Origin of the sequence: Brevundimonas vesicularis (genome assembly GCF_044807075.1) — a bacterium.
Lineage (GTDB): Bacteria > Pseudomonadota > Alphaproteobacteria > Caulobacterales > Caulobacteraceae > Brevundimonas > Brevundimonas vesicularis_G.
In genome coordinates this window covers 1,779,218-1,801,844 of the sequence record NZ_CP085234.1, presented here as the reverse complement: position 1 = coordinate 1,801,844, position 22,627 = coordinate 1,779,218, and the positions used below count along the sequence as shown (strand labels likewise).

Sequence of the window (22,627 nt, the reverse complement as noted above, 5' to 3'; positions counted from 1 at the left end):
CCTCAGGCCGCCTTCGGCTTGGTCCAGCGATCGATCATGCGCTGGGCCGGCTGCTCGACCAGTCGGTGCGCGACGACGGCGACCGCGACGATGAAGCCGAACATGCAGATGGCGAACAGGTCGTTCAGCCAGACAGAGCCGAAGTCGATGCGACGAACCGGTACGAGGTCCAGCTTCCTGGCCACGATCATCATCACGGTCAGGATAAACATGTGGACCATGTAGATGGCGAACGACCACCGCCCCAAGGTGACCAGAGCCGGGTGATCCAGCACGCGTGACAGCGCCCCCTCCTCGCCGGCGAAGACCCAGATCAGCGCCACGAAGATCAGCGTGACGGCCACGGTGATCGGCCCCTGAGCATAGCCGATGAAGACACAGGCCGCGACGATGGCCGCGATCTCCAACACCGTTGCGGGGCTGCCCTTGAGGCGCGGAATGCGGGTCCAGAGCCCCTGCAGCAGGCAGCCCAGGAAGAAGCCATAGACCGCGCGCGGCACGGCGAAGTCATAGGTCGTGTTCATCCAGCGCCGGGCGTAGCTGAGCACCAGGACGCCGCCGACAATCGCCAGCACCAGCCCGATCCAGCGGAACCGTTTGGGCGCAATCAGCACCAACCCCGCGAAGATCAGATAGCAGGCCCATTCGGCGCTGAGCGTCCACGACGGCCCGTTCCAGGTCAGATAGGGATGCACATGCCAGGCCTGGATCAGCGCCAGATTGGTGAAGATCGCCTCGATCGACCGATCCCGCGTGAAAGGCGGCGCGCTGTCGAAATGGAAGACAAGCCGCGCCAGCTCCAGCCCGATGAAGGCCGCCAGTATCAGCAGATGCAGCGGCCAGATCCGCCCGAAGCGCCGCACCATGAACCGTCCGGCGTCCCGTCCCGACTCCAATCGGCTCGCATAGGCATGGGCGATGACGAAGCCCGACAGGACGAAGAAATAGTCGACGAACAAATAGGAATGCTGAATGAAACCCCAGTCGCGCCAATGACTTGCGACCGGCATGTGAAACATCACGACAAGGATGGCGCACACACCCCTCAGGGAATCGAGAGCCTCGAAGCGGCGATGGGCAGCAGGAAGAAGTCCGGACAGCGTGTTCACGGACGCGTGATAGCGCCGGTCAAGGTTGCGCGATAGGGGTCTGGAGAGACTTCAGCCCGAGCCGGCTTTGGCCGCGCGAACAGCGCGACCGCAAAGGTCCCGTAGAATCGCCTGATCGACATCCTCGAGGCGCGAAATATAGAGGCACCCGACGCCGGTCTTTACCTTGCCCAAGCGGGCGATCAGCTGGGCTCGTTCAGGGAAATCCCCAGCGACATAAAGCACCAGATTGGCTTTTCGCGGCGAGAAGCTGATCAGCGGCCAGCCGCCCTTGGGGCCGCCGTCGTTGCCGAACCCGACGATGGACGATCCCCAGAGCACGGCCGGTTCACCCGTGATCTGAGCCATCATTGCGGAAACGGCATGAGCATCAGACCGTCGGCGTGGATCGTCGATCGCAGACAAGAAGTCGTCGACCGAGGCGTCTGTGGGACCGGTCTTGGGCGTGCTGGCCATGACTTAAAGCCCCTTCACGATCCCTTCGACCATCTTCTTGGCGTCGGCGAACAGCATCATGGTGTTGTCGCGGAAGAAGAGTTCATTCTCCACCCCGGCATAGCCCGAGCCCATGCCGCGCTTGATGAACAGCACCGTGCCGGCCTTTTCCACGTCCAGGATTGGCATGCCGTAGATGGCGCTGGTTGGATCGGTCTTGGCGGCGGGGTTGGTCACGTCATTGGCGCCGATGACGAAGGCGACGTCGGCGGTGGCGAACTCGGCGTTGATGTCCTCTAGCTCGAACACCTCGTCGTAGGGGACATTGGCCTCGGCCAGCAGGACGTTCATATGGCCCGGCATGCGGCCGGCGACGGGGTGGATGGCGTATTTCACCTCGACCCCTTCTTCCTTCAGCTTGTCGGCCATTTCACGCAGGGCGTGCTGGGCCTGGGCCACCGCCATGCCGTAGCCGGGCACGATGATGACCTTGGACGCATTCTTCATGATGAAGGCGGCGTCCTCGGCCGAGCCCTGTTTGACCGGGCGCGTCTCCTTGGCGCCGCCCGGCCCCGCCGCCGCATCGCCGCCGCCGAAGCCGCCCAGGATGACGCTGACGAAGCTGCGATTCATGCCCTTGCACATGATGTAGCTGAGGATCGCGCCCGACGATCCGACCAATGCCCCGGTGATGATCAGGGCGATGTTCTCCAACGTGAAGCCCAGCGCCGCCGCCGCCCAGCCGGAATAGGAGTTCAGCATCGACACCACGACCGGCATATCGGCGCCGCCGATGGGGATGATCAGGGTCGCGCCCAAGACCAGGGCGATCAGGAAGACGCCCCAGAAGGCCCAGGTCGCCGCGCCGTTCGTTCCGATCAGGATGCCGATCAGGAAGACCAGCCCCAGCGCCAAGCCGACGTTGATCAGATGCCGCGCCGGCAGGATGATCGGCGCCCCGCTCATGTTGCCATTCAGCTTGGCGAAGGCGATGACCGAGCCGGTGAAGGTGATGGCCCCGATGGCGACGCCGAGGCTGAGTTCGATGATCGACAGCGTCTTGATGCCGTTTCCGTCGTCGGACAGAATTCCGAAGGCCTCGGGCGCATAGATGGCGCCGATGGCGACCAGACAGGCGGCCATGCCGACCAGGCTGTGGAAGGCGGCGACCAACTGCGGCATGTCGGTCATGGCGACCCGCTTGGCGATCAGGGCGCCCGCTCCGCCCCCGACGATGACGCCGCCCGCGATCAGGGCCAGGGTCACGGTATCCAGCGCCCCCGTCGCGCCCAGCGTCAGCAGGGTCACGCCAATGGCCAGGGCCATGCCGATCATGCCGAAGGTATTGCCCTGACGGCTGGTCTCCGGGCTGGACAGCCCCCGCAGTGACAGGATGAACAGGACGCCCGAAACCAGATAGGCCAGTGCGGCCAAAGATGCGTTCATCACGCCCCTCCCCTCAAGACGTGCGGGCCAGCCGCCACAGGGCGGCGGCGATGAACAGCGGGCCGATGAAGAACAGGGCCCATTCGAAAACGCCCAGAGGCCGGTCCTGCGTCACCACGCGAACCAGAATGGCCGAAAAGACCAGGGCGATGCCGCAGTCGTGCAACCGCTGGCGCTTGATCGGGATTTTCGTCCCGAACCAGCCGTACAGCCACAGGCCGAAACCGATGCCGGTCGCGACCCAGGATCCGGTGATGGCGATCTGCGCGGCGTCCGTCACGAAGACGCCTCCGGAGCGGCCTTGGCAGCGGGTCGCTCCTTCTTCTTGTACATGGCCAGCATCCGTCGGGTGACCATGAAGCCGCCGAAGATGTTGACGCTGGCCAGGGTGACGGCGACCACGCCCGCGCCCTTGGCGATCCAGGCGCTGGGGCCGCTCGCGTCGCCGGACACGGCCGCCGCCGCGATCAGGCCGCCGACGATGATGACGCTGGAAATGGCGTTGGTCACGGCCATTAGGGGCGTGTGCAGCGCCGGCGTCACACTCCAGACGACGTAATAGCCGACGAAGATCGCCAGCACGAAGATGGCCAGGCGGAAGACGGTGGGATCGACGTGTTCCATCAGTGTGTTCCCTTCAGACCTTCATGCACCACGGCGCCGGCATTGGTGACCACCGCCGCCTTCAGGATCTCGTCTTCGACATCGACCGCCAGACCGCCGTCCTTGATCAACAGGCCGACGAAGGCGGTCAGATTCCGCGCGTAGAGGGCGCTGGCGTCGGCGGCGATGCGGCCGGGCAGGTTCGACCAGCCGACGATGGTGACGCCGTTCGCGGTGGTCACGACCTCATTCAGCTTGGAGCCCTCGACATTGCCGCCCGCCTCGACCGCCAGATCGATGATGACCGAGCCGGGCTTCATCGAGGCGACATGGGCGGCGGTCAGCAGCACCGGGGCGGCGCGGCCGGGAATCAGGGCCGTGGTGATGACCACGTCCTGCTTGACCACGTGGCTGGCGGTCAGCTCAGCCTGTTTGGCCTGGTATTCGGCCGACATGGGCTTGGCGTAGCCGCCGGCGGTCTGGGCGTTCTTGAACTCCTCGTCCTCGACGGCCAGGAATTTGGCGCCCAGGCTTTCGACCTGTTCCTTCGTCGCGGGGCGGACGTCGGTGGCGGTGACGACGGCGCCAAGGCGACGCGCGGTGGCTATGGCCTGAAGCCCGGCGACTCCCACGCCCATGATGAAGACCTTTGCCGCGGCGACGGTGCCGGCCGCCGTCATCATCATCGGGAAGCCCTTGCCATAGGCGTAGGCCGCCTCGATCACCGCGCGGTATCCGGCCAGATTCGCCTGGGACGACAGAACGTCCATGACCTGGGCGCGGGTGATGCGGGGCACGAACTCCATGGCGAAGGCGGTGGCGTTCGCCCCGGCCAGGGCGTCGACGGTCGCCTTGTCGCGATAAGCGTCCAGCATGGCGATGACGATGGCGCCGGGCTTGAGCGCGCTGGCTTCTTGAGCCGTGGGGCCGCGCACCTTCAGCACGATGTCGGCGCCGTCCAGCACGGCGCGGGTGTCCGGCTTCACCGTCGCACCCGCAGCGGCGTAATCGGCGTCGGGAATGGAGGAGCCAAGACCGGTCCCGGCCTCGACCGTGACGGTCGCCCCCAGGGCGATCAGCTTCTTGACCGTCTCGGGCGTGACGGCGCAGCGCGTCTCGCCTTCGCGACGTTCACGGGTGACGGCGATAGCGACGGCCAAGCGAATCCCCTCGTTCTTTTCGTTGAACGAAGGTTAGGCCGTTCCGGCGCAAGCCGTCAAAGCACGGTTATGCCAAAGCTTGGCGAGGGCGCGTGATTTCAAACCGCCCGAGTGCGATCCGATGCAAGGCTCAGTGCGCGGCGCCGGGCTTGGACTTCAGGGCCACGAAGCCGACGCCGCCCAGAACGACCGCACCGATGACGGCGGCCATGAAACTGCCGCCCGGGTGGAACCACAACGTCAGGAACAGCAGCAGCACCGCGATGGCTAGGCTGCCCCACTTGGCCAGGTTCAGGAACAGGCGGTAGGTCGCGATCTGTTCGCGCACCTCCATATGACCGTGCAGATAGGCCTGCGCATCGGCGTCGGCAGGTGCGTTGGCGGTGTCGTGCAGGTCGGCCATTCGTGGAATCCCCTCGTCGTTATCGCGGACTTACACCGAGGCGACCGCCCCGCTCAAGCCCGCAGTCATGCCTTGCTCAGGCCAGCGCCTCGAACTGATCGACCAGCCGCTCCAGCCTCTGACAGCCGACGCTCCAGAAGGCCGGGTCGCGCGGGTCCAGACCGAACGGCTTCAACGCCTCGACGTAGGTTCGCGATCCGCCGCCGGCCAAAAGCTCGCGATAAAGCGGCGTGAACCCGGCCGGATCGTTGCGACGCGCCTCCATCAGCGCCGCCACCAGCAGATCGCCGAACGCGTAGGCGTAAACATAGAAAGGAGAATGGACGAAGTGGCTGACGTAGGCCCACCAGTGTTCATAGCCCGGGTTCAGCTTGACCGACGGCCCCAGCGAGGCGCCCATTTCCCCAAGCCACAGTTGGTTGATCCGCTGTTGCGAGACCTCGCCCTGCAGGCGCTCGTCGTGGAAGCGGGTCTCGAACCGGTGGAAGGCGATCTGGCGCACGACAGTGTTCAGACCATCCTCGATCCGACCGGCGAGCAGGCCGCGCTGCTCCGATTTGGGCGCGGTCGCCAGCAGACGATCAAACGTCAGCCCCTCGGCGAAGATCGACGCCGTCTCGGCCAGGGTCAGGGGCGTGTCGGCCAGAAGCGTGCCCTGATCGGCCGCAAGGGTCTGGTGGACGCCGTGTCCCAGCTCATGCGCCAGGGTCAGCACATCGCGCCGCTCGCCCATCCAGTTCAGGAAGACATAGGGATGGCGGTCGGCGGTGACGGGGTGGGCATAGGCGCCCGACTGTTTGCCCGGCCGCGCCCGGCCGTCGATCCACGGCTTATCGAAGAAGCCGCCGGCCCGGTCGGCGAAATCGCCGCCCAGGTCCGAGAAACTGTCCAGCACGATCTCGCGCCCCTGGGTCCAGGTGAAGGCGCGCGGAGCGGTCGTTTCGATAGGCGCGTTGCGGTCCCAGTGGTCCAAGCGCGCCTTGCCCATCGCCTTGGCCTTCAGTGCATAATAGCGGTGCGACAGGCGCGGATAGGCGGCGGCGACCGCCTCGGCCATCGCGTCCACCGCCTCGCCATCCACCTCGTTGCCCAGATGACGGCTGTCGGCGGGACGTTTGAAACCGCGCCAGCGATCCTCCATCGCCTTGTCGGCGGCGACGGTGTTCAGCACCAGAGCCAGGGTCGGGGCGCGGGCTGCCAGGGCTTCGGACAGCCCCTCTGCGGCGGCCTTGCGGCGCGCGGGCTTTGCGTCCGACAGGCGGTTCAGCGCTTCGGCCAGCGTCAGTTCCTCGTGGCCCGCCTTCGCACGCAGGGCGGCCAGCTGTTCATCGAACAGGCGTGGCCATTGGGCCGTGATCGGTCCGCGCTCGGCGATGAAGGTTTCCAGTTCAGCCGACAGTTCGTGCGGCTTCATCGCCCGCACTCGGCGCAGCCACGGCCGCCAGCGCGCGGCGCCCGCATGGGCGGTCAAGGCGGCCTCTAGCGCCGCATCGTCGATCTGATTGATTTCCAGCGTCAGCCAGACGGTCGGCGTGGCGATGGCGGTGATCTTCTCACGCACATCGGCCTCGAAGCCTTGCGCCGTCGCATCGTCGCGCGCGGTCGAGGCCGACAGGAAGGCATAGGCGCCCAGCGCGCCCAGGACGTCGGACGCCTGCTCGTAAAGCTGGATCGCGCGGTCCATCGTCTCACCCAGCGCCTGGGCGTCCTGATCGAGCGCCAGTCGCCCCTTCAGCCCGTTCAGCGCCTCGACCAGACCCCGCGCCTTTTCCAGATCGGCAGCCACCTTGGCGTCGTCGCGCGACGCATAGAGGTCGGTAAGGTCCCATAGCGGAGCTTCGGTGTTGGGCGTCTTGAAGGGAGCGTTCATGCCCCTGTTCTGGGGATGCGAGCCGACGGCCGCAACCGCCCCTTACGCTTTCTCGGCGTCGCGGCCCGTGCAATCCTGCCTTTCGGAGACGCGTGAATGACCGAAACCCTGCAGCATGACACCGGCCGGACGGGCCTTGGCGGGGCCTCGGCCCTGTTTGCGATTCGCCTGGCGACGGGTCTGGTTCAAGGGCTGGCGCTCTATCTGCTGTATCTGGCGGCCGACAGCCGCGTCTGGCCCGAAAGCCAGCCGGTGGTGTTCGGCGCCCTGGCCTTGGCGGCCGGCTATGTGCCGGTGGTCGTTCTCGCCGGCGTGGGTCGGATCAAGCCGCTGGCCCTGATCCTGTGGGCGGCGGCGGCTGCCGGCGTGCTGGCTCTGCTGGGCGCCCACGATGTCGCCCGCCAAGTGCTGAAGCCGCATGAGCAGCCGCCCTTCCTGAGTTTCCCCGTGCTGGCCTTCTCTGCGGCGGCCCTATTCATCGCCCACCACCTGATTGTGCCCGCGATCCGCGAACGACGCTGGGTCGTCGACTATCCCGACTATTTCGACATCGCCTGGAAGGCGGGTGTTCAACTGGCCCTGTCGCTGGGCTTCACTGGAGGCTTCTGGATCCTGCTGCATCTGGGCGCGGCCTTGTTCAAGATGATCGGCCTCGCCTTTCTGCAGCACCTGCTGAGCGAGGCGTGGTTCGCCATTCCGGTCACGGCCCTGGTCTTCGCCACCGCCGTCCAACTGACCGATGTGCGCGACGGCCTGATCCGGGGCGTGCGGACCGTGGCCCTGATGCTGCTGTCCTGGCTGCTGCTGGTGATCACGGTATTGGTCGGCGGCTTCCTTCTCGCCCTGCCCTTCACCGGATTGGACGGCCTGTGGGAGACGCGCAGCGCGACGGCCCTGGTGTTGTCGGCCGCCGCCGCCCTGATCGTGCTGATCAACACAGCCTATCAGGATGGGCGCGCCGACAATCTGCCGCCGATCGTCCTGCGATACGGCGTACGGGCGGCGTCGGTCCTGATCGCGCCGCTGATCGTTCTGGCCGCCTGGGGCCTAGGCTTGCGGATCGGCCAGCACGGCCTGACGCCCGATCGGATCATCGCCGCCGCCTGCACCCTGATCGGCGCGGTCTATGGCGCGGGCTATCTGCTGGCAGCCGTGAAACCGGGCGGCTGGATGAAGCCGCTGGAGCGGACCAATGTCGTTGCGGCGGTCCTGTCGGTTCTCGTCATCCTAGCGCTGTTCAGCCCGTTGGCCGATCCCGCCCGCCTCTCGGTGCAGGATCAGGTCGCCCGCTTGCAGCGTGGGGCGGTGTCCGTTGACACCTTCGACTATGACTTCCTGCGCTTCGAGAGCGGCAAGGCCGGTGATACGGCGCTCCGTCGTCTGGCCGCCTCAACCGATCCACGCATCGCGCGAAACGCCCGCGCCGCCCAGGCCCGCCCGTGGCCATCCGGCGATACCGCGCAGGGGCGACAAGCGCGCAAGGCCGCCATCCGCCTGAAGGCCGTCGGTGGCCAATCCGTCCCCGCCAGCTTCGTCGATCAGTTGGACGCGCAGGTCGACGTGCTGTTCAGTTGCAATGCGGAAGCCCCCTGCGTCGTGCGATCGACCGACCTGAACGGCGATGGACGATCCGATCTGCTGGTCGCCACGACGCGCGAAATCGTCGCCTTCGATCAGGACGCCCAGGGCCAGTGGCGCGTGACGGGTCGATACGGCTTCACCTGCGGGCGCAGCGCTGAGCGGATGAACGAAGGCCTGTCGAAGGGCGTCGCGACGGCGCCGGCGGCCCTGCCCGACCTGGTCGTCGACGGCCAGAGATTGCGCGCCAGCCCCGAGGTGCGATGCGATGCGACAGAGCCGCGTTAACGGGACGCTCACCACGCCGTGTCACCCGATTTTCACCTCGCCGCCCTAGGAATCGTCCCGAAACGATCCATCCGTGACGGGTTGGGCGACAGGACAAGGGATTTTCATGGCCAAGACCATCCTGGTCGTTGACGACGATCCGACCCAGCGCCGGCTGATCCAGGCCGTGCTGGAACGGGACGGCAACGCCGTGGTCCACGCCGCCAGCGGCGGCGAGGCCATCGACCGGATGACGCGCGGCGGCGGGGCCGACCTGATCCTGCTGGACATGGTGATGCCCGAGATGTCGGGGCTGGAATGCCTGGCCGAACTGCGTAGCGCCGGGATCAATGAGCCGGTGATCGTCCTGACGGCCAACGGCGGCATCGACATGGTGGTCAAGGCCATGCAGGCCGGGGCCCAGGACTTCTTCGTCAAACCGGTGGGCCCGGAACGCCTGCTGGTCGGCGTGCGCAACGCCATGCAGATGAAGCGCCTGACCGCCGAGGTGGGGCGCCTGACCAAGCGCGTCCAGGGCCGCACCAGCTTCGACGATATCGTGGGCGACAGCCCGCCGATGCGCATGGTCAAGGCGTTGGGCGCCCGGGCCGCCAAATCCTCGATTCCCGTCCTGATCACCGGTGAGAGCGGCGTCGGCAAGGAGGTCATCGCCCGCGCCCTGCACGGCGCCAGCGACCGAGCCGGCAAACCCTTCGTCGCCGTAAACTGCGGCGCCCTGCCCGCCAATCTGATCGAATCCATCCTGTTTGGACACGAGAAGGGCGCCTTCACCGGCGCCGTGGACAAGACCCTTGGCAAGTTCCGCGAGGCGGACGGCGGCACCCTGTTCCTGGACGAGATCGGCGAACTGCCGCTGGACATGCAGGTCAAGCTGCTGCGCGCGCTGCAAGAAGGCGAGATCGATCCCGTGGGCGGCAAACGCCCGGTGAAGATCGACGTGCGCATCGTCTCGGCGACCAATCGCGACCCGGCCCAGCAGGTCAAGGACGGCGCCTTCCGCGAGGACCTGTTCTATCGCCTGAACGTCTTCCCGATCGAGGCCCCGTCCCTGCGTGACCGGCGCGAGGACATCGCGCCCCTAGTCGATCACTTCATCGCCCGGTTCAACGCCGAGGAGGGCAAGCGGATCGCCGGATGCGCGCCCGAAACCCTGGCTCTTCTGCAAGGGTTCGATTGGCCCGGCAACGTGCGACAGCTGGAAAATGCAGTGTTCCGCGCCATCGTCTTGGCCGATGCGCCCTTCCTTCAGCCGCACGATTTCCCCGCGATTTCGGGCGTCGCCGCGCCCATGCCCGACGCCCAGCCCCTGCAGGCCGCCACAGCCGCCGGCGCCCAGACCGACGCCGCCGCGCAGATCGATCAGCCGATCCGCATCCTGGACGAGCGCGGTCATCTGCGCACGCTGGAAGACATCGAACGCGACCTGATCCAGCACGCCATCGAGGTCTATGCCGGTCATATGAGCGAGATCGCGCGCCGCCTCGGCATCGGCCGTTCGACCCTGTATCGCAAGGTGCGCGAACAGGGCCTGGAAGGGCAGTTGAAGGAAGCGGGGTGAAGATTAGGAGCCTGATTCCAGCCGCTTCAGGAACGCCGCCACACTCCCCTCGCCGTCATCCTCGGGCTTGACCCGAGGATCGGGCGCCCAGCCGCACAGACTGGGGTACAGATCGACCCACTCAGGGTTCGTCCTTTCGATCAGTTCCAGCTTCCAGACGCGATTCCAGCGCTTCAATGCTTTCTCTCGCCGGATCGCGCTAGTGACCAACTCAAATTGCTCGTACCAGACCAGCATCCCGCAACCGTAGCGACTGGCGAAGCCTTCAAATGCCCCAGTCCGGTGCTGGTAGCCGCGTTCGTACAGATTTGAGGTCATGCCGATATAGAGGACACCGTGCGGACGACTGGCCTCGATATAGGCGGCGATGAAAGGTCGGCGCTCACTCATCAACGCTGAGTTGCGGACAGTCCGATCCTCGGGTCAAGCCCGAGGATGACGATCAGTGAGGGCCACCCTTCTTTCGACCCCACCGCCGTTTCGGCTCTTCGCCATTGGCCTTGGCGGTGATCTCTTTCAGCTTGCGGCCCTGCATGGCTGAGAGAGCCTGACCCGGCGCGCCCTTTTCGGGGTCGGCGAAGGCGCGGCCGTGGGTCTTCACGCGCTCGCTGACCGAATCGATGAACTCGCCCTCCCATTCGGACAGCGAAACGCCCGCCTTGTCTGCCGCGCGGCGAGCGCGTTTCAAAGCATTCAACGCAGCGCGTTTAGCCGCCTCGCGCTGCATCTCGAAGGGGCTGGGCGGGGACTTTCTTGCAGCGCTACCGCCCTTTGGGCTGCTTGAGCGCAGACTGGATGCGCCATCGCGCTTGATGCCGCCTGATCGCGACAGCCCGCCTCCTGGCTTGAAGGGGGTGCGCTTCAAGCCGGGTCAGCCTCAGATCTCGCCGAGCGCCGACAGATAGAGGTCCAGGATGGCGTCTTCTTCCTGACGCTTAGCCTTGTCCTGCTTTCTGATGCGGATGACCTTGCGCAGGATCTTGACGTCGTAGCCCTCGCCCTTGGCCTCGGCGAAGACCTCCTTCATGTCGGTCATGACGGCCTGCTTATCCTCTTCAAGACGCTCAAGGCGCTCGATGATGGTGCGAAGGCGGCCCTGCGCCGTGGCGGTGAGAACGTCTGAACCACCGTCGAACGAGGCGTCGTCAGCCATGGGGAATACTCCAGAAATCAGGCGCGGACGCTAACCCTGCGGACAGGCGCGCGACAACCGCGAACACGAAAAAGGCCGCGGACAGAAATCCGCAGCCTGTGGATCGTCATCTTTCAAGCGCGCCATCGCCCTTCGGGCGGCTTGAGCGCGACCCAGCGTGCGCACGCCGCCGAAGCGGCGCGCAGCGAACGCTGCTTAGCCCTGCTTCGCCTTGAAGCGCGGGTCGGTCTTGTTGATGACGAAGACGACGCCCTTGCGACGCACGACCTTGCAGTCGCGGTGGCGGGTCTTCAGCGACTTGAGCGAGCTACGGACCTTCATGGTCGGACGTCCTGAAAGAAACCAATAAGAAAGCCGCTGACCCGGTCGGATCGCGGCGGAGGCGGTCGTATAGAGAGAGGGGTTCGGAAGGTCAAGCCGCCAAAGCCCGAAACCGCAGAAAACCCAGTCCCCGTCTGCTCTGCGAGTTGTTTCCCCTTACGTGCTCAAGTAGCGCAAAGCGCGATAGCACGACAAAAAATATGGAGGCCTGACCTCCGAGTCGAACGGAGGGTTTACGGGGTTGCACGCCCGCCGCGTCGCCGCTCCGCCATCAGGCCGTCAGAGCTGGTGCGTCATTACGACACACACGCATAAGGCGTCCAATACAAAGGTGGTTAACGGCCTACCTTACACCCGACCGGGGAACAGCGAGGCAACGCATTCGCGCCGCGCGCGCTTTAGGGCGTCGAAATGACCGTTCGCGCGGATGTCATTTCGTATCTGACCCCGGGGGCTCTAGTTTGAATCTCATGCGCTTTTCCTACCGCCTCCTCCTGATCGGCTGCGTCTCGGCCTGCGCGCCCATGCTGCCCGAGCCGCAGGTAAACCTGCCGACGCCCCAGCCTCAGCCCCAGGCGGGCGCGCCGATCACGACGCCGGCCCCCGCCCCCCAGACCCCGCCGTTGGCCGCCTATGACCAGCAGGGTTTCGAGGGCTGGAAGCAGGGCTTCCTGGCGCGTAAGGGCGGCGCCCGCCGCGCGGACTACGCCCGGGAACTGGAGGGGCTGACGCCCGATCCGACGGTGATCCGCCTGGATCGCAACCAGCCCGAATTCTCCAAACCCGCCGGCGCCTATGTTCAGAATGCGGTGACCCCGGTGCGAATCGCCCAGGCCAAACAGCGCATCGACCGGGTGCCGTGGTCGGTGGTTCAACGATTCGGCGTGCCGAGCGAAATCCTGGTCGGCGTGTGGGCCCAGGAGAGCGCATTCGGTCAGGTGCAGGGCGACTATGACGTGATCCGCTCGCTGGCGACCCTGGCCTATGACGGTCGCAGGCGCGATTGGGCCGAGGGGCAGCTGAAGGACGCGCTGGACATCGTCGTGGACGGCCGGCGCGAGCGCGCGGGCCTGAAGGGCAGCTGGGCCGGGGCCATGGGCCAGACCCAGTTCATGCCCGACAACTATCTGCGCCTGGGCGTGGATCAGGACGGCGACGGCAAGGTCGACATCTGGCGCGACGACGCCGACGCCCTGGCGTCCGCCGCCAACCTGCTGGCCCAGGCCGGGTGGAAGCGCGGTCAGGGCTGGGGCTATGAAGTCACCCTGCCCTCCGGCTTCGACTATGCCGAGGCGGAAGGCCCGAAGCACAACTGGGCCTATTGGGCGGCCAAGGGCGTGCGCCTGGCGCAAGGCGGCACCCCGAACGGCGCCGAGGCGCTGGAAGAAGCGACCATCCTGCTGCCGCAGGGCGCGAACGGTCCGGCCTTCCTGGCCCTGCCGAACCACTATGTGATCCGCCGCTACAACAACTCGGTGTCCTACGCCCTGGCCATCGGCCTGACGGCCGACGGAATCATGGGCAAGCCGGGGCTGACGAAGGCCTGGCCCAACGATCCGCCGATGACGCGCGATCAGCGGATTGGGGCGCAGCGCGCCCTGACGCAGCTGGGTTACGACACCCAGGGCGTCGATGGGGTGATCGGCTCCAACACCCGCGCGGCCCTGCGTCGCTGGCAGATCGCCAACAACCGGATCGCCGACGGCTATCTGACGCCGGCGCTGGCGGACGAACTGATCCGCCGGACGAACTGAACCGCGCTTCCCGCCCTCGCACCGCGATGGGCGGGAGTGACTTCAGACCCTACCCCTTCACGCGCCAGGTGGCGCCGTCTGGGCCGTCCATGACAACGACGTTCAGGGTGTTCAGGCGGTCGCGGATGCGGTCGGCCTCGGGCCAGTTCTTTGCGGCGCGGGCGCTGGCGCGTTGGTCCAGCAGGGCCTCGACCTCGGCCTTCAGGGCGGGATCGCCGCCCTCGAACCAGGCGTCCGGCGTCAGCGACAGGACGCCGAGCAGCCCGGCCGCTTCCTTCAAGCTCCAGCGGGCCATGGCGACATCGTTGATATCGGCCTCGGCATCGTTCAGCAGCTCACGCAGGGCGTTCCCCAGCCCGAACAGCTGGGCGATGGCGCCCGGCGTGTTGAGATCGTCCTCAAGCGCGTCCAGCACCGGATTCAGGGCGTTCTCGGCCAGCTCCATCTCGGCCTCGTCCAGCGTGGCCTCATCGAAGTCGGTCAGGGCCGCGTCGGCGTCGCGCAGGACGCCATACAGCCGGTCCAGGTTCTTGCGGCTCTGCTCCAGCAGCCCCTGGTTCCAGTCCAGCGGCTGGCGATAGTGGGCGCTCAGCAAAGCCCATCGAACGACCTCGCCCGGCATGGCCTGGACCAGGTCGTGCAGCAGCAGGACGTTGCCGATCGACTTGGACATCTTCTCGGCGTCGACAGTCAGAAAGCCGTTGTGCATCCAGTATCGGGCGTATTCGTCATGGGCCTGATCGCCATGCGCATGGCCATGGGCGCAGACGCCCTGGGCGATCTCGTTCTCATGGTGGGGGAAGACCAGGTCGATGCCGCCGCCATGAATGTCGATGGGCAGGCCCAAGGTCTTTTCGATCATGGCCGAGCATTCGATGTGCCAGCCGGGGCGCCCCTCGCCCCACGGCGAAGGCCAGGAGGGCTCGTCCGCCTTGGACGGCTTCCACAGGACGAAGTCGTGCGGGTTCTTCTTATAGGGCGCGACGTCGACGCGGGCGCCGGCGATCATGTCGTCCAGGTTCCGACCCGACAGGGCGCCGTAGGCTTTGTAGGACGAGACATCGAACAGGACGTGACCCTCGGCCGCATAGGCGCAGCCGGCGTCGACGATGGCCTGGATCTGATCGACGATGGCCGGGATGTAGTCGGTGACGTGGGGCGCGATATCGGGCGGCGAGACGTTCAGCAGGCCCATGTCGGCGAGGTAGGCGGCTTCATAGCGGGCCGTGACTTCTCCGATCGCCACGCCCTCGCGCGCGGCCTTCTGATTGATCTTGTCGTCCACGTCGGTGACGTTGCGGGCGTAGATCACGTGGTCCGCGCCATAGGTCCGGCGCAGCAGCCGCACCAGGACATCGAAGACCACCGGCGGACGCGCATTGCCGATATGGGCGTAGTCATAGACCGTGGGGCCGCAGACATAGAGGGTCACACGATCCTTGTTCCGGGGCTCGAACAGGCGCTTTTCACGGCGCAGGGTGTCGTGGATGTGCAGCGGCATGGATCAGTCTTTAGCGGGTTTTCTTGCGGGACGGACGGTCTGTCCCATATAGCGGCCTGATATACAGTCCCGACGGATTGTAGAAGGTAAACCGGGCGTCCGCCCGCCCCGGCCGGAAATCGAGTTCATGAGCGTCACCCCCGCCAAGCCCGTCCTCATCAGCGACGAAACTGTGCAACGTCCGTCGCGCGAGCAGGCGCTGGAGGCCGTGCGCACCCTGATCGCCTGGGCCGGCGACAATCCGAACCGTCCGGGCCTGATCGATACGCCCAAGCGGGTGGTGGACGCTTACGGCGAATGGTTCGACGGCTATGACGCCGATGCGGGCAAGGAGCTGAGCCGCACCTTCGAGGACGTGACCGGCTACGACGACATGGTCATCCTGCGCGACATCGAGGTGGAGAGCCATTGCGAGCACCACCTGGCCCCGTTCCTGGGCAAGGCCTATGTCGCCTATCTGCCCGGTGAGAAGGTGGTCGGCATCTCCAAGCTGGCGCGGGTCGTCGAGATCTATGCGCGGCGGCTGCAGAACCAGGAAACCCTGACCAACGACATCATCGACGCCATCGAATCGCACCTGCAGCCCCGCGGCGTGGCGGTGCTGGTGGACGCCGAGCACCAGTGCATGACCACGCGCGGCGTGCATCATCGGCACGTTTCGACCATCACGACCCGCTTCACGGGCGCCTTCAAGGACGATGCTGCCCTGGCGGACCGTTTTTTGAAGCTGGCCAAGGCCTGAACGCCGAACCGTCGTCCCTCTGTCGTGTATAATTGACGTTCGGGAACGGCAGATCGTTTAGAACCGCTTTACAAGCTCGCATCGGGACGCCAAGAACCGATCAAGCCTTCGGGCGATCCATAGGGAAATGTCGGCGCGGAACGCAGCCGGCGAGTAACGGAGACGATGCATGGCTGCCAAGCTCGGTGGTTCCGGCGGGGACAAGCACACGATCGAACAGACGGCGGATATCAACATCACGCCGTTCATCGACATTCTGCTGGTGCTCATGATCATCTTCATGGTCGCCGCGCCGATGGCGACCGTGTCGATCCGTCTGGATCTGCCGCCGGCGACGCCGCCGACCGACCCGACCAAAGAAAAGGAACCGGTGTACATCACCATCCAGGAAAACGGTCAGCTGTTCCTGTCGGACAAGCAAACCTCGATCGACAACCTGGCCACTGACGTCTGCACCGCCCTGGGCGGCGGCGCTTGCCAGGAAGAACGCGTCTTCGTCCGCGCCCAGCCGGAAGTGAAGTACTCGCAGTTCATGGAAGTCATGAACAAGATGCAGGAGAACGGCTTCTTCAAGGTCGGCCTGCTGAACGAAGACATCGAATAGGACCTTCGTCCTTTCCAGGATTGGGGCCGCGTTCCGAAAGGGACGCGGCCTTTTTCTTTGCCGAAAGGCTTGCCGGATCGGCCGGCTGCACCCTTGATGCCGCATCGGTTGTTCGAGGAGTCCGCCCATGCGTCGTCGCACCTTCCTGTCCGCCCTGCCCGCCGGCGCGCTGGCGGCGACCGCAGCCCAGGCCCGGCAGGCTGCTCCCGCCGCCAGGCCGACCGAGGCGGCCCCAGCGCCGGCCCGCCCGGCCGACCCCTATGCCGGCGTCGGCATCGGCGACCGAATTTCGGGACCGAAGTTCATGGGGCGCTCGACCGTCTGGGGCGCGAACGGGGCGGCGGCGACGGCGCACCCGGCGGCCAGTCTGATCGGCATCGACACCCTGCGGCGCGGCGGATCGGCCATCGATGCGGCCATCGCCATCAATGCGGCCCTGGGCTTTCTGGAGCCGGTCGCCAACGGCATCGGCGGCGACGCCTATTGCATGCTCTGGGATCCCAAACAGAAGAAGGTCGTCGGGTTGAACGGCTCGGGCGCCAGTCCGCGGGGCCTCAGCCTGGAGATCGCGCGATCCAAGGCCATCGACGGCTACCTGCCGCGCTATGGCGCGGTGACGGTCAATGTGCCGGGCACGGTGGACGCCTGGTGGAGCGCACATCAGCGGTATGGGAAACTGCCGTGGAAAGAGGTGGTGCTGCCCGTCGCCGAACTGTGCGATCAGGGCGTGCCCGTGCCCCAGGTCATCGCCTACTATTTGGAACGCAACATGGCTTCGTTTGATCGGGGCCAGATCCCGATCGAGGAAAACGAGAACCGAAAGCGCATCTGGGCCGCCGGCGGCGCGACGCCGAAGGTGGGCGAAGTCTTCGCCAATCCCTATCTGGGCAAGACCCTGCGGATGATCGCAGAGGGTGGGCGCGACGCCTTCTACAACGGTGCCATCGCCGATCAGATCGAGGCCTATTTCAAGCGGATCGGCGGCTGGATGACCCGCGCCGACCTGGCCGCCCATCACACCGAATGGGTCGAGCCGATCCGGACCAACTATCGCGGGGTCGATGTCTTCGGCCTGGGTCCGAACACGCAGGGGCTGAGCACCAACCAGATCCTGAACATCTGCGAACAGTTCGACCTGAAAGCCATGGGCTTCCAGTCCGCCGCCTCGCTGCACGTCCAGGCCGAGGCCAAGCGGCTGGCGTTCGAGGACCGGGCGCGCTGGTTCGCCGACGACCGATTCTCCAAAACGCCGGTCGAATGGCTGAACTCCAAGGCCTATGCGGCCGAGCGGGCCAAGCTGATCCGGCCCGATCGGGTCATGGACCGCGTCATGCCGGGCGATGCGCCGCACCACGGCGACACCACCTATTTCAGCGTCGCAGACAGCGACGGCATGATGGTCAGCTGGATCCAGTCCAACTATCGCGGCATGGGCTCGGGCCTGGCGCCCGACAACGGCTCCGAACCGCTGGGCTTCATGTTCCAGGACCGGGGAGAGCTGTTCGCCCTGAGCGACGGCCACCCCAACATCTATGCGCCCGGCAAGCGTCCGTTCCAGACGATCATTCCCGGCTTTGCGGTCAAGGACGGCGAGCCGTGGATGGCGTTCGGCGTCATGGGCGGCGCCATGCAGCCGCAAGGGCAGGCCCAGATCATCATCAACATGGTCGATTACGGGCTGGAGCCCCAGGCGGCGGGCGACGCGCCCCGCTGGCAACACTATGGCTCGTCCGAACCGACCGGCCAGCCGCAGGAAGGGACCGGCGTACTGCATCTGGAAAGCGGCGTGCCCGAGGCGACCAAGGTCCAGCTGCGCGCCATGGGCTGGACCCTGGGCGAACCCGACGGCGGCTTCGGCGGCTATCAGAACGTCATGAAACAGATGAACCCAGGCGGGCGCTGGACCTATGGCGCGGCGACCGAGATGCGCAAGGACGGGATCGCGCTGGCTTATTGAAGTTGGCCTACTGAGGTTGAGCGACCGATGACCCACGACGAGGTCCACGCGCTTCTGCTGTCGTTTCCCGGCGTGGAGGACGGCGTGTCCTATGGCGAGCCGTCGTTCAAGGTGGCAGGCAAGTTTTTCACCTGGATGCGCCCGACGCTGGACGACAGCATCGTGGTGCATCTGGACAATCTGGATGAGCGCGAACTGCTGATCGAAATGGACCCGGCGACCTTTCATTTCACCGCCCACTATCGCGACCATCCCATCGTCCTGGCGCGCATCACCAGCGTCGATCCCGTCTGGCTGAGGGCCGCGCTTGAGAAGCGGTGGCGTCGGATGGCGCCTAAAAAGCTGTCCAAGGCGCATCCGGTCCTTACCGCAGAGAGGTCGGGCGCCTAACTACGCCCCTCAAGCGGACCCAGCCCAAGGAGCGCCCGATGGCCTATGGCGACCAACCCACGATCACCGTCGACGGTATCGAAATCCCCCTGCTCGGCTTCGGCACCTGGCAGCTGGAGCCGGACGATGCGCGGCGCATGGTCGCTGAGGCCCTGCGGATCGGCTATCGCCACATCGATACGGCCTGGATCTACAAGAACGAAATGGCGGTCAGCGAAGGCATTCGCGACTCCGGCGTGGCGCGAGAGGACATCTTCCTGACCACCAAGATCTGGGTCGAGCATTTCACCCACGACGCCCTGCTGAAACAGGCCAGGGAATCGGCCGACAGCCTGGGCACGACGCCCGACCTGCTGCTGCTGCACTGGCCCAAGACGACGCCGACGTTCGAAGAGACGCTGGGCGCCCTGAACGCGGCCAAGGACCAGGGCCTGACCAAGTCGATCGGCCTGTCCAACTTCCCCTCCAAGGAATTCCGTCAGGCGCAGAGCCTGTCGAAGGCGCGGCTGCTGACCGATCAGGTCGAGCATCACCCCTATCTGGGCGTCGATCAGCTGGTGGCGACGGCGGCCGAGTTGGGGTCGTCGATCACCGCCTGGTCGCCGCTGGCGCAAGGCAAGATCGCCGACGACGCCACAATCAGCGAGCTGGCCAAGGCGCACGGCAAGACCAACGGCCAGATCACCCTGCGCTGGCTGATCCAGCACGGGATCATAGCCATCCCGCGCACGACCAAGGAACGCCGCGCGCGCGAGAACTTCGACATCTTCGACTTCGCCCTGACGGACGAGGAGATGCAGCGGATGGACGCCCTGGATCGCGGCGAACGGCTGGGCGACTGGCTGGACCCGGCGTTCGAATGGGACAAGACGGCCGCCTGACAACAGCTGTGACGAGACGGGACTGTCCGTGGGAGCGAACGCCGCGTGACAGTTCCGCCTCCGCCCTTTAGGCGAAGACATGGCCTACAAATCCCTGCGTGACTTCATCGACCAGCTGGAAGCCGAGGGCGAGCTGGTGCGGGTGTCCGAACCCGTCTCCACCGTGCTGGAGATGACCGAGATCCAGACCCGGTTGCTGAGGAACGGCGGACCGGCGGTGCTGTTCGAAAAGCCGGTCATGCCGGACGGCACGATCAGTCCCATCCCCTGCCTGGCCAATCTGTTCGGCACGGTGAAACGGGTCGCCATGGGGGTGACGCTGGAGGGCAAGGACCGGACGACGGCTGGCGAGCTGCGCGAGGTCGGGGAGCTTCTGGCCTTTCTGAGAAATCCGACGCCGCCTCGCGGTCTGGGCGACGCGATGGAGATGCTGCCGCTGATGCAGACCGTCCTGTCGATGCGGCCCAAGACGGTGAAGAAGGCGCCGGTTCAGGAGGTTGTGCTGAAGGGCGACCAGATCGACCTGACCGCCCTGCCCGTCCAGTCGTGCTGGCCCGGTGAGCCCGCGCCGCTGATCACCTGGGGCCTGGTCGTGACCAAGGGGCCGTCGGACGACCGCGAGGACGATTTCAACCTGGGCATCTACCGGATGCAGGTGCTGGGCAAGGACAAGGCCATCATGCGCTGGCTGGCGCACCGGGGCGGGGCGCTACACTATGCCCGGCACAAGAAGGCGCGGCCCAAGGAGCCCCTGCCCTGCGCCGTGGTGCTGGGCGCCGATCCTGGCACCATCCTGGCCGCCGTGACGCCGGTGCCGGACACCCTGTCGGAATATCAGTTCGCCGGCCTGATGCGGGGCGCCAAGGCCGAGTTGGTCCCATGCAAGACCGTGCCGCTGATGGTTCCGGCCCAGGCCGAGATCGTGCTCGAGGGCCATGTCCTGCTGGACGAGTTCGAGGACGAGGGCCCGTACGGCGATCACACCGGCTATTACAACTCGGTCGAGAAGTTCCCGGTCTTCAAGGTCAGCGCCATCACCATGCGCCGCGACCCCATCTATCTGACCACCTTCACCGGGCGGCCGCCGGACGAGCCGAGCGTGCTGGGCGAGGCGCTGAACGAGGTCTTCATTCCCCTGCTGCGCCAGCAGTTTCCCGAGATCACGGACTTCTGGCTGCCGCCCGAGGGCTGCAGCTACCGGATCGCGGTGGTGTCGATGAAGAAGGCCTATCCCGGCCACGCCAAGCGGGTGATGCTGGGCGTCTGGAGCTATCTGCGCCAGTTCATGTACACCAAATGGGTCATCGTCGTGGACGACGACATCGACGCCCGCGACTGGAAGGACGTCATGTGGGCCATCTCGACCAAGATGGATCCGGCGCGCGACATCACAGTGATCGAGTCGACGCCCATCGACTATCTGGACTTCGCCAGCCCCGAAAGCGGCCTGGGCTCCAAGATCGGCCTGGACGCCACCGACAAATGGCCGCCCGAGACCAAGCGCGAATGGGGCGAAGAGATTCGCATGGACGAGGCCGTCATCGAGCGGGTCAACGACCTGTGGGGACGGCTGGGTTTGCCGGGCGACGGGACGCCGATCTGGAAATAAGCCGCGGCTTATGTTATTACGCCGTTAGAACGGAGTGCGATAATGTCCTCGGCCATACGCAAGATCGGAAACTCCGCAGGCGTGATCCTGCCCAAGCCGGTGCTGGAATCGCTTGGCGCAAAGCTCGGCGACAAGATCGATTTCGTCGCCGAGAACGGGCGTGTGTTCTTGTCACCTGTGATCGCGGATCCGCGAGACGGTTGGGAGGAAGATTCCAAGCGACTCGGCGCGTTGGGCTTGTCCCATGAAGATCGCGAATGGCTGGAAGCGCCATTGAGCGCCGAGACCGAAACGGACTGGGAATGGTAAAGCGGGGCGAGGTCTGGCTGACCCGTCTCGATCCGACGGAAGGCAGCGAAATTCAAAAGACGCGGCCTTGTCTGATTGTTTCGCCGGATCGCCTCAGTCACCACGATATCTTCATCGTCGCCCCGCTGAGCTCCGGCGGTCATGCCGCCCGTTTCCGGGTCGAGGTCGCCTTTCAAGGCAGACGTGGCAGGGTTCTGCCAGACCAGATCCGAACGGTCGCCCGCAGCCGGTTGATCCGTCGCCTAGACAGGCTGGACGATCACTACGTCGCCGAGGTCCTCGGCATCCTAAGGCTGATGTTCGAGGATTGACTGGGTACGATGAGCGCATTCGAGTTCTTCTTCAGCTTTTACGGCCTGCTGCTGGGCCTGTCGGTGGCCGAACTGGTCGGCGGCTTCGCGCGGGTGCTGCATGAGAAGCAGCGGATCCGGTTCGGCTGGCTGACGCCGATGCTGGCCCTGTTCGTGGCCATCGACATCGCCACCTTCTGGAACCAGGCCTGGGTCATCTTCCGCGGGGCGCCGTTCAACACCTTCGTGCTGCTGATCTCACTGGCCATCGCCGCGACCTTCTATGTCGCGGCCAGCGTAACCTTCCCGCGCGTTTCGGCCGAGGGCGGGGACGAGCGGATCGATCTGGACGACCATTTCTGGGCGCACCGGCGGCTGGTGTTCGGCTGCATCCTGGCGGCCAATCTGATCGTGGCGGTGATCGTGATCATCCTGGCCCAGCTTAATCCCGGCTTCGCCAAGATCGCCGGCTCGGTGCGGTTGTGGGTCGGCGTCGCCATCTTCGTGATCGGCACGGCGACGGCGGCGGTCGCACCGTGGCGCAGGGTTGCGGTTGGCGCCCTGGTCGTCGTGCTGCTGTACAGTGTCTGGCAGATGGGGAACGCGGCGGCGCTGCTGCTCAAGGCCGGCGGCTGGGCGCCCGCGCTGGGCGGCGGCGGTTGAAAC

Annotated in this window: 25 protein-coding genes; 12 read left to right on the top strand and 13 right to left on the bottom strand. The window is 65.8% G+C overall.

Going from position 1 to position 22,627, the window contains the following annotated elements:
- Window positions 1-2: 2 nt before the first annotated feature.
- From LG306_RS08975 to LG306_RS08940, 8 genes are all read right to left on the bottom strand, one after another.
- Complete coding sequence (locus tag LG306_RS08975; protein WP_404413803.1) at window positions 3-1,010, bottom strand: acyltransferase family protein; 1,008 nt, start codon at window positions 1,008-1,010, stop codon at window positions 3-5.
- 150 nt (window positions 1,011-1,160) lie between these two features.
- Window positions 1,161-1,565, bottom strand: a complete 405-nt coding sequence (locus tag LG306_RS08970; RefSeq protein ID WP_404413801.1) for a DUF1801 domain-containing protein — start codon at window positions 1,563-1,565, stop codon at window positions 1,161-1,163.
- A 3-nt stretch (window positions 1,566-1,568) separates the two neighbouring features.
- Window positions 1,569-2,990 (bottom strand): NAD(P)(+) transhydrogenase (Re/Si-specific) subunit beta, encoded by a 1,422-nt coding sequence (locus LG306_RS08965; RefSeq protein WP_404413800.1) that lies wholly within the window; start codon window positions 2,988-2,990, stop codon window positions 1,569-1,571.
- Window positions 2,991-3,003: 13 nt separating this feature from the next.
- A complete protein-coding gene (locus LG306_RS08960; RefSeq protein WP_205681400.1) occupies window positions 3,004-3,270 on the bottom strand; it encodes a hypothetical protein in 267 nt (88 codons plus the stop codon).
- On the bottom strand, window positions 3,267-3,614 hold the full coding sequence (locus LG306_RS08955) for an NAD(P) transhydrogenase subunit alpha (protein ID WP_404413798.1): 348 nt from the start codon (window positions 3,612-3,614) through the stop codon (window positions 3,267-3,269). The genes LG306_RS08960 and LG306_RS08955 overlap by 4 nt, the downstream gene beginning before the upstream one ends.
- Entirely contained in the window at window positions 3,614-4,753 is a 1,140-nt protein-coding gene (locus LG306_RS08950) for a Re/Si-specific NAD(P)(+) transhydrogenase subunit alpha (RefSeq protein ID WP_404413797.1), read from the bottom strand. The genes LG306_RS08955 and LG306_RS08950 overlap by 1 nt, the downstream gene beginning before the upstream one ends.
- Window positions 4,754-4,883: 130 nt before the next feature.
- Window positions 4,884-5,156: an aa3-type cytochrome c oxidase subunit IV gene (locus LG306_RS08945; RefSeq protein ID WP_295169388.1), complete on the bottom strand. Its 273-nt coding sequence runs from the start codon at window positions 5,154-5,156 to the stop codon at window positions 4,884-4,886.
- A 76-nt stretch (window positions 5,157-5,232) separates the two neighbouring features.
- Entirely contained in the window at window positions 5,233-7,026 is a 1,794-nt protein-coding gene (locus tag LG306_RS08940; protein WP_404413795.1) for a M3 family oligoendopeptidase, read from the bottom strand.
- A 96-nt stretch (window positions 7,027-7,122) separates the two neighbouring features.
- Between LG306_RS08940 and LG306_RS08935 the strand changes: the two genes are divergently transcribed.
- Window positions 7,123-8,892 carry a DUF4153 domain-containing protein gene (locus LG306_RS08935; protein ID WP_404413793.1) on the top strand — a complete coding sequence of 590 codons (1,770 nt, stop codon included), beginning with the start codon at window positions 7,123-7,125 and terminating at the stop codon, window positions 8,890-8,892.
- A 106-nt stretch (window positions 8,893-8,998) separates the two neighbouring features.
- Window positions 8,999-10,450: a sigma-54-dependent transcriptional regulator gene (locus tag LG306_RS08930; RefSeq protein WP_404413792.1), complete on the top strand. Its 1,452-nt coding sequence runs from the start codon at window positions 8,999-9,001 to the stop codon at window positions 10,448-10,450.
- 3 nt (window positions 10,451-10,453) lie between these two features.
- On the opposite strand, the gene LG306_RS08925 is transcribed toward LG306_RS08930, so the two are convergent.
- From LG306_RS08925 to ykgO, 4 genes are all read right to left on the bottom strand, one after another.
- Window positions 10,454-10,840 (bottom strand): GIY-YIG nuclease family protein, encoded by a 387-nt coding sequence (locus LG306_RS08925; RefSeq protein ID WP_404413790.1) that lies wholly within the window; start codon window positions 10,838-10,840, stop codon window positions 10,454-10,456.
- Between the two features lie 52 nt (window positions 10,841-10,892).
- Window positions 10,893-11,177: a hypothetical protein gene (locus LG306_RS08920; protein ID WP_404419682.1), complete on the bottom strand. Its 285-nt coding sequence runs from the start codon at window positions 11,175-11,177 to the stop codon at window positions 10,893-10,895.
- Window positions 11,178-11,327: 150 nt separating this feature from the next.
- On the bottom strand, window positions 11,328-11,603 hold the full coding sequence (locus tag LG306_RS08915) for a DUF2312 domain-containing protein (RefSeq protein WP_017505946.1): 276 nt from the start codon (window positions 11,601-11,603) through the stop codon (window positions 11,328-11,330).
- Window positions 11,604-11,798: 195 nt separating this feature from the next.
- Window positions 11,799-11,924 (bottom strand): type B 50S ribosomal protein L36, encoded by a 126-nt coding sequence (gene ykgO, locus LG306_RS08910; RefSeq protein ID WP_008263184.1) that lies wholly within the window; start codon window positions 11,922-11,924, stop codon window positions 11,799-11,801.
- Window positions 11,925-12,394: 470 nt separating this feature from the next.
- Between ykgO and LG306_RS08905 the strand changes: the two genes are divergently transcribed.
- Window positions 12,395-13,678 (top strand): lytic murein transglycosylase, encoded by a 1,284-nt coding sequence (locus tag LG306_RS08905; protein WP_404413788.1) that lies wholly within the window; start codon window positions 12,395-12,397, stop codon window positions 13,676-13,678.
- A 49-nt stretch (window positions 13,679-13,727) separates the two neighbouring features.
- Here the strand turns inward: LG306_RS08905 and cysS are convergent, their stop codons facing one another.
- The gene (gene cysS, locus LG306_RS08900) at window positions 13,728-15,179 is read right to left on the bottom strand and encodes a cysteine--tRNA ligase (protein WP_404413786.1); all 1,452 of its coding nucleotides are present in this window, start codon (window positions 15,177-15,179) and stop codon (window positions 13,728-13,730) included.
- Between the two features lie 127 nt (window positions 15,180-15,306).
- On the opposite strand from cysS, the gene folE reads away from it, so the two are divergent.
- The 9 genes from folE to LG306_RS08855 all read left to right on the top strand — a co-directional run bounded on the left by folE (window position 15,307) and on the right by LG306_RS08855 (window position 22,624).
- On the top strand, window positions 15,307-15,921 hold the full coding sequence (gene folE / locus LG306_RS08895; protein WP_404413784.1) for a GTP cyclohydrolase I FolE: 615 nt from the start codon (window positions 15,307-15,309) through the stop codon (window positions 15,919-15,921).
- Between the two features lie 169 nt (window positions 15,922-16,090).
- Entirely contained in the window at window positions 16,091-16,525 is a 435-nt protein-coding gene (locus LG306_RS08890) for a biopolymer transporter ExbD (RefSeq protein ID WP_404413782.1), read from the top strand.
- A gap of 127 nt (window positions 16,526-16,652) precedes the next feature.
- Window positions 16,653-18,482: a gamma-glutamyltransferase family protein gene (locus LG306_RS08885; RefSeq protein WP_404413780.1), complete on the top strand. Its 1,830-nt coding sequence runs from the start codon at window positions 16,653-16,655 to the stop codon at window positions 18,480-18,482.
- 27 nt (window positions 18,483-18,509) lie between these two features.
- The gene (locus LG306_RS08880) at window positions 18,510-18,872 is read left to right on the top strand and encodes an MmcQ/YjbR family DNA-binding protein (protein WP_404413778.1); all 363 of its coding nucleotides are present in this window, start codon (window positions 18,510-18,512) and stop codon (window positions 18,870-18,872) included.
- A 38-nt stretch (window positions 18,873-18,910) separates the two neighbouring features.
- Complete coding sequence (locus tag LG306_RS08875; RefSeq protein ID WP_404413776.1) at window positions 18,911-19,753, top strand: aldo/keto reductase; 843 nt, start codon at window positions 18,911-18,913, stop codon at window positions 19,751-19,753.
- 79 nt (window positions 19,754-19,832) lie between these two features.
- Window positions 19,833-21,362 (top strand): UbiD family decarboxylase, encoded by a 1,530-nt coding sequence (locus LG306_RS08870; protein WP_404413774.1) that lies wholly within the window; start codon window positions 19,833-19,835, stop codon window positions 21,360-21,362.
- An 81-nt stretch (window positions 21,363-21,443) separates the two neighbouring features.
- Entirely contained in the window at window positions 21,444-21,671 is a 228-nt protein-coding gene (locus LG306_RS08865) for a hypothetical protein (RefSeq protein WP_404413772.1), read from the top strand.
- Entirely contained in the window at window positions 21,665-21,982 is a 318-nt protein-coding gene (locus LG306_RS08860; RefSeq protein WP_404413771.1) for a type II toxin-antitoxin system PemK/MazF family toxin, read from the top strand. The genes LG306_RS08865 and LG306_RS08860 overlap by 7 nt, the downstream gene beginning before the upstream one ends.
- Window positions 21,983-21,991: 9 nt before the next feature.
- A complete protein-coding gene (locus LG306_RS08855) occupies window positions 21,992-22,624 on the top strand; it encodes a hypothetical protein (RefSeq protein WP_404413769.1) in 633 nt (210 codons plus the stop codon).
- Window positions 22,625-22,627: the final 3 nt, after the last annotated feature.